The sequence below is a fragment of the Streptomyces sp. SPB074 genome, assembly GCF_000154905.1.
Lineage (GTDB): Bacteria > Actinomycetota > Actinomycetes > Streptomycetales > Streptomycetaceae > Streptomyces.
Map to the genome: position 1 here is coordinate 5258087 of NZ_GG770539.1, position 6386 is coordinate 5264472.

General features: G+C 74.8%; 8 protein-coding genes. 4 read left to right on the forward strand and 4 right to left on the reverse strand.

Annotation, left to right across the window (positions count from 1 at the left end; translation table 11 throughout):
* Window positions 1–24: 24 nt before the first annotated feature.
* Complete coding sequence (locus SSBG_RS22290) at window positions 25–729, reverse strand: heme oxygenase (biliverdin-producing) (protein WP_008748329.1); 705 nt, start codon at window positions 727–729, stop codon at window positions 25–27.
* A 141-nt stretch (window positions 730–870) separates the two neighbouring features.
* Window positions 871–1728: a type I methionyl aminopeptidase gene (gene map / locus SSBG_RS22295; RefSeq protein WP_008748330.1), complete on the reverse strand. Its 858-nt coding sequence runs from the start codon at window positions 1726–1728 to the stop codon at window positions 871–873.
* Between the two features lie 145 nt (window positions 1729–1873).
* Between map and SSBG_RS22300 the strand changes: the two genes are divergently transcribed.
* Window positions 1874–2107: a hypothetical protein gene (locus tag SSBG_RS22300; RefSeq protein ID WP_008748331.1), complete on the forward strand. Its 234-nt coding sequence runs from the start codon at window positions 1874–1876 to the stop codon at window positions 2105–2107.
* An 85-nt stretch (window positions 2108–2192) separates the two neighbouring features.
* Here SSBG_RS22300 and SSBG_RS22305 read toward each other — a convergent pair whose 3' ends face one another.
* The gene (locus SSBG_RS22305; protein ID WP_037870407.1) at window positions 2193–3503 is read right to left on the reverse strand and encodes an MFS transporter; all 1311 of its coding nucleotides are present in this window, start codon (window positions 3501–3503) and stop codon (window positions 2193–2195) included.
* An 86-nt stretch (window positions 3504–3589) separates the two neighbouring features.
* On the opposite strand from SSBG_RS22305, the gene npdG reads away from it, so the two are divergent.
* Window positions 3590–4297: an NADPH-dependent F420 reductase gene (npdG, locus tag SSBG_RS22310; protein WP_008748333.1), complete on the forward strand. Its 708-nt coding sequence runs from the start codon at window positions 3590–3592 to the stop codon at window positions 4295–4297.
* Window positions 4298–4423: 126 nt separating this feature from the next.
* Window positions 4424–4615 (forward strand): hypothetical protein, encoded by a 192-nt coding sequence (locus SSBG_RS22315; protein ID WP_037870408.1) that lies wholly within the window; start codon window positions 4424–4426, stop codon window positions 4613–4615.
* Between the two features lie 12 nt (window positions 4616–4627).
* Here the strand turns inward: SSBG_RS22315 and SSBG_RS22320 are convergent, their stop codons facing one another.
* Complete coding sequence (locus SSBG_RS22320) at window positions 4628–5443, reverse strand: site-2 protease family protein (RefSeq protein WP_008748335.1); 816 nt, start codon at window positions 5441–5443, stop codon at window positions 4628–4630.
* Window positions 5444–5638: 195 nt separating this feature from the next.
* Between SSBG_RS22320 and SSBG_RS22325 the strand changes: the two genes are divergently transcribed.
* On the forward strand, window positions 5639–6386 hold a 748-nt coding region (locus tag SSBG_RS22325), incomplete at its 3' end, for an AfsR/SARP family transcriptional regulator (protein WP_008748336.1).

Here is a 6386-nt window from a genome sequence, read left to right on the forward strand (position 1 = left end):
CCGGGCCGCCGTACGCGCGCGGGCCTACGCCGCGGCGAGCGGGAACTCCTCGCCGAGCGCGCGGAAGACGCCGGTGTTGAGCGCGAAGGCGCGCCGGCACTCGTCCACGACGCGTTCCTTCTCCGCCGCGTCGAGCGGGAGCGCGTCGAGCCGCTCGCGGTAACCGCGCTTGAAGGCGGCCGGGTTCGCCACCGAGGCGAAGACGTAGAAGCGGACCCCGTCGCCCTTGCGCGCGAACCCCCACGTCCGCTCCGCCTTGTCCCGGATGATCTGCCCGCCCGAGAGGTCCCCGAGATAGCGCGTGTAGTGGTGGGCCACGTACCCGCCCGGCCAGCCCGCCGCGCACTCGGCGATCCGCGCCGCGTACGCCTCGGTGGCGGGCAGCGGGGCGAGGCCCGCGCGCCAGCCGGGCCCGCGCAGGTGCGCGAGATCCCGTTCCAGCTCCGGGAGCCGGGCCAGCCCCGGGTCGAGGAACGGCCCCGCGACCGGGTCGCCCGCGAGCGCCGCCGCCCGCTCCTCCAGGGCCCGGTAGACGAACCAGAGCTGCTCGGTGTAGCGCGCGAACGCGTCCACGCCGAGCCGGCCGCCGAGCAGGTCGCTCATGAAGGCCGAGGTCTCGGCCTCGGTGTGCTGGGCGTGCGAGGCGGTGCGGATGACGGTCGAGAAGGGGGTCTCAGCGGACCCGGCGTCACGGGGGAGGCCGGGGGAGACGTCCGTCGAGATGTCCAAGGAGGACCTCCGGAGGCGTGGAAGAAGTACCGAGGCGTGGGGGGACCGGTCACGATCATCTAACTTAGGTATGCCTAAGTCAATGGGTTCCCGACGGGCCGTCGGTAAAACTCCTCGCGGCACGCGCCGCCGCCATCCGGCTCAGGGCGCTGTCAGGATCTCCGCCCCCGCCGCCGTCACGACCAGCGTCTCCTCGAACTGCGCGGTCCGCCTGCGGTCCTTCGTCACGACCGTCCAGCCGTCGTCCCACTGCTCGTAGTCGTAGGTGCCGAGCGTGAGCATCGGCTCGATCGTGAAGGTCATGCCCTCACGGATGACGGTCGTGGCGTGCGGGCTGTCGTAGTGCGGCACGATCAGGCCCGAGTGGAAGGACGTGTTGATGCCGTGCCCGGTGAAGTCCCGCACGACGCCGTAGCCGAACCGTTTCGCGTACGACTCGATGACGCGCCCGATGATGTTGATCTGCCGCCCCGGGCGCACGGCCTTGATCGCCCGGTCCAGCGCCGTACGGGTCCGCTCCACGAGCAGGCGCGACTCCTCGTCCACGTCGCCCACGAGGTAGGTCGCGTTGTTGTCGCCGTGCACGCCGTCCTTGAACGCGGTGACGTCGAGGTTCACGATGTCGCCGTCGCGCAGCACGGTGGAGTCGGGGATGCCGTGGCAGATGACCTCGTTGACGGAGGTGCACAGCGACTTCGGGAAGCCGCGGTAGCCGAGGGTCGACGGGTAGGCGCCGTGGCCGACCATGTACTCGTGCGCGACGCGGTCGAGTTCGTCGGTCGTGACGCCGGGTGCGATGTGCTTCGCCGCCTCGTCCATCGCCCGCCGCGCGATCCGCCCCGCGACGCGCATCTTCTCGATCGTCTCCGCGTCCTGCACCTCGGACCCGGTGTACGGCGTGGGCGCGGGCTTCCCCACGTACTCGGGACGCGGGATGTCCTTCGGGACGCCGCGCAGGGGGGAGATCTTTCCGCTTACGACAAATGACTGGCCAGACATGGGGCCGAGTCTATGGCGGCCCGGTCCCGGGGCGGCGGCCCGCCGGGCGGTCCGGCCGGGCGGCCCGACTGAGCCGCCCGATCTCGGGCACGATGGGACCGGGACCCGGGGCAGCACCCGGCCGGACGGCGGAAGGACGGAGCGCATGGCTCTCTTCGGCAGGAGCGACAAGCAGGGCGGCGGCAAACCGGGCGAGTGGTACTACTGCCTGGACCACGGCAAGGTCGAGGAGGGCCCGCAGTGCCCCTCCAAGAACCGCATGGGCCCCTACGCCACCCGGGTGGAGGCGGAACACGCGATGGACCGCGCGGCCGAGCGCAACCGCGCGTGGGAGAACGACGAGCGCTGGACGGACGGCAAGCGGCCCGAAGGGGAGTGACGACAGGACAGGCCCGGCCGGGGCCCGCCCCCTCGGCGTACGTCCTCCCGGGAGCGGCGGGGCGACGCCGGGGCGGCCGCGCGGCTCAGGCCGGGTCGTCGGCGGTGGCCGGGGACGGCCCCGGTGCCGACGCGGCCCGCTTCTCCGCCCGGCGGCGCCGCGCGTCCGGGTCCGTGCCCGCGTCGTAGCGCACCATCCGGGGCAGTACGGCGGCGAGCAGCCCGACCGCCGCCACGCACGCCACGCCGCCGGACCACAGCGCCGTCCGCGCCCCCGTCCAGCCCGCGACCGTGCCGCCGCGCACCTGGCCGAGCTGCGGCCCCGTGGTGAAGGAGAGCACCTCGATCCCCGCCAGACGGCCCCGCAGCCCGTCCGGGATCGTCTGGTTCCAGATCGTGGACCTGCCGGGCCCGCTCACCATGTCGCCCGCCCCCGCGAGCACGAGGAAGCACAGGAGCAGCCACACGTTCCCGCTCCCTCCCGCCCCCGCGACCGCGAGCCCCCAGACCGCCGCTCCGCCCACGACGAGCAGCCCGTGCCGCCGCACCCGTGCCACCCAGCCGCTCGTGAGCCCCACCAGCAGGGAACCCACCGAGACCGCCGCGTACATCAGGCCGAGCGCCCAGGGCGCGCCGAGGTCGTCGGCGAGGAAGGGGAAGAGCGCGTCGGGAACGGCGAAGAGCATCGCGGCGAGGTCCACCGCGTACGTCCCGAGCAGGACGGGCCGCGACCAGGCGTACGCCGCGCCCGGCGCGATCCCGCGCAGCGAGGGCCGCTCCCCGCTCCCGCCTCCGGGAGCGGCGGCCAGCCGCCGGCACAGCAGCACCGAGACCGCGAAACCCGCCGTCGTGAGCGCGTACGCCGTCGCCGTGCCCGCCGAGGCGACGACGAGCCCCGCCAGCGAGGGACCCGCGATCGCGCCGAGCTGCCACCGCAGCGAGTTGAGCGCGGCGGCGGCCGGGACCTGCTCGTGCGGGACGATACGGGCGATGAGCGCGTCGAGCGCGGGCCGCTGAAGGCCGTTCAGCCCCGAGACCCCGGCCGCCACCACGTACAGCGGCCACAGCGGCGGGTGCGGCAGCAGCGCGTTGACGAACAGGACGAGGGCGAGCACCCCGAGCCCCGTCTCGGTGAGCAGGATGATCCGGCGCCGGTCCGCGACATCCGCGAGCGCCCCGCCGTACAGCCCGCACACCACGAGCGGCACCAGCTCCACGAGCCCCATCGCGCCGACCGCCAGCGGCGAACCCGTCAGCTCCTTGATCTGGAGCGGCAGCGCGACCACCGCCATGAAGCCGCCGAGCGAGGTGATGACGCCCTGCGTCCACAGCAGCCGGAAGTCGGGCAGCGTCCGCCAAGGCGTCGGATCGGGCAGCACCCGGGAGAGAAGAGCCACGGCGGACGACTATGCGGGGCGGCGGCGGGCGCGTGCCAGCGGATTTCCGCGCGGAACACGTCCCTACCTGCCAGTAGGCTGCCGTCATGACTACCACGGACGACAGCACGCAGAAGCCGCCCCGCAAGGACCCCTGGGAGCTTCCCGACGTCTCCCACCTCGTCGTCGGCGTCCTCGGCGGCACCGGGGACCAGGGGCGCGGCCTCGCCTACCGGCTCGCCCGCGCGGGCCAGCGGGTGATCATCGGCTCGCGGTCGGCCGGACGGGCCGCCGAGGCCGCCGGGGCGATCGGGCACGGCGTCGAGGGCGCGGACAACGCGGAGTGCGCGCGCCGCGCGGACATCGTGATCATCGCCGTCCCCTGGGAGGGCCACAAGCCGCTCCTGGAATCGCTGCGCGAGGACCTCGCGGGCAAGGTCGTCGTCGACTGCGTCAACCCGCTCGGCTTCGACAAGAAGGGCGCCTACGCCCTCACGCCCGAGGAGGGCAGCGCCGCCGAGCAGGCCGCCGCCCTGCTGCCCGGCTCGCGCGTGACCGCCGCCTTCCACCACCTGTCCGCCGTGCTCCTCCAGGACCCCGCCGTCGAGAGCATCGACACCGACGTCCTCGTGCTCGGCGAGGCCCGCGCCGACACCGACCTCGTCCAGGCCCTCGCCCAGCGCGTCACCGGGATGCGCGGCGTCTTCGCCGGACGGCTGCGCAACGCGCACCAGGTCGAGTCGCTCGTCGCCAACCTCATCTCCGTCAACCGCCGCTACAAGGCGCACGCGGGACTGCGCGTGACGGACGTCTGAGCGGGGCCCGGGCGCTCCCCGGGGGAACGGCCCCCGGACCGAGCCCCCCCGGAGCGGGGCACTCGGGGCATGGGGGACACTGGTCGGGCAGCAGGCCCGCCCGTCCACGACAAGGAGCCACCCCCCATGCCCCGCCTCGCGCTCTACGCCCTCGTCGTCTGCCTCCTGGCCGTCGCCGCCGCCGTCGTCTCCTTCACACAGGGAAGCTGGCTGGGGATCGTGTGGGTGCTGCTCGCCGGGGTCTCCTCCAACATGTGCTGGTACTACGTGCGCCGCGCCCGGGCCGAACGGCAGGCCGCGACGCCCGTCACGGGCTGAGCCCGCGCCCGCTCACCCGCCGATCGCGCAGAGCGGGTCCCGCTCCACCCAGAACCGGAACAGGTTCCGCCCGCAGTACGTGTCGAACTCCGGCACCCCGAGCGCCCGCAGCAGCCCGTCCATCGCGTCGTAGAACGCCACGTTCACGGACGGCACCCACAGCAGCGCGAACACCGCGATGAGCCCGAACGGCGCGAACGGCTCCACCTGCCGCCGCACGCCCCGCGAGAGCCACGGCTCGATCACCCCGTACCCGTCCAGGCCCGGCACCGGCACGAAGTTCAGGATCGCCGCCGTCACCTGGAGCATGGCCAGGAAGCCCAGCGCGTACCGGAAGGGCCCCGGCACCCCGTCGAGCGAGTGCAGCCAGAACGGGGCCGTGCACACGACGGCGAAGAGCACGTTCGTCAGCGGCCCCGCGGCCGAGATCAGACTGTGCCGCCAGCGCCCCCTGATCGCGCCCCGCTCGATGTACACGGCGCCGCCCGGCAGGCCGATACCGCCGAGGATCACGAAGACCACGGGCAGCAGGACGCTCAGCAGCGCGTGCGTGTACTTCGCCGGGTTGAGCGTCAGATAGCCCTTGGCCCCCACGCTCAGGTCCCCGCTGTGCAGCGCGGTGCGCGCGTGCGCGTACTCGTGCAGGCACAGCGAGACGACCCACATCGCGGTGGCGAAGAGGAACACCGCGAAGGCCGTCGCGTCCGCGTACTCCGTCCACACCGCCCAGCCGGAGACGGCGGCCACCGCGAGGAGGCCCAGAAAGACGGGACTGACCCGCCGGTCCGAACGGTCCGGTCGCGGACGTCGCGCGTACGGGCTCGCCATGGGGGCCGCTCCAGGACTCGGGCTCCCGCGCCGCCGTTCGGCCGGGGTCCGGGCAAGAGTACGAGGAACACACCCCCCGCTGGCGAACCAGCCCGCCCCGCGCGGCTTTCCCCCGGCGGCGACGCCCCGCGCGGCTCCCCCCGGCGGCCACGCTCCGGGCGCCCGCTCCTCCCGCCCGGGCCCGCCCCGTACACAATGGTCCCCGTGTACTACCGCGTCCTCGGCACCACCGCAGCTCTCCGTCCCGACGGCAGCGCCGTTCCGCTCGGCGGGGCGCGCCTGCGCGCGCTGCTCACCGTGCTCGCCGTACGGGCCGGGCGGAGCGTGTCCGCGACCGTGCTCGCCGGGGAGGTGTGGGGAACCGATCCGCCCGCCGAGCCGCAGGCCGCGCTGCAAGCGCTCGTCGGCCGGCTGCGGAGGGCGCTCGGCCCCGGCGCGATCGTCTCCGGGCCCGCCGGGTACCGGCTCGACGTCCCGCCCGACGCCGTGGACCTGCACCGCTTCGGGCGGCTCGGCGACGAGGGGCGGGCCGCGCTCGACGCCGGGGAGCCCGCCCGCGCCGCCGCCCTCCTGAACGAGGCGCTCGCGCTGTGGGCCGAACCGCCGCTCGCCGACCTGCCCGACGCCGAGGCCGAGGCCCGCCACTGGGGCGAACGGCTGCGCGCGGCCCGTACCGCCCGCTGGGCCGCCGCCCTCGACCTCGGCGAGGCCGAGCGCGCGCTGCCCCCGCTCACCGCGCTGTGCCGCGCCCACCCGCTGGACGAACCCCTCCACCTGCTGCGCCTGCGCGCCCTGCGCGACACAGGCCGCCCCGCCGAGGCCCTGGCCGCCTACGCGACCCTCGCCCGCACCCTCGCGGACCGCTTCGGCACCGACCCGGGGCCCGCCCTGCGCGCCCTGCACACCGAACTCCTCGGCGCGAGCGGCGCCCCGGCCCCGGCGG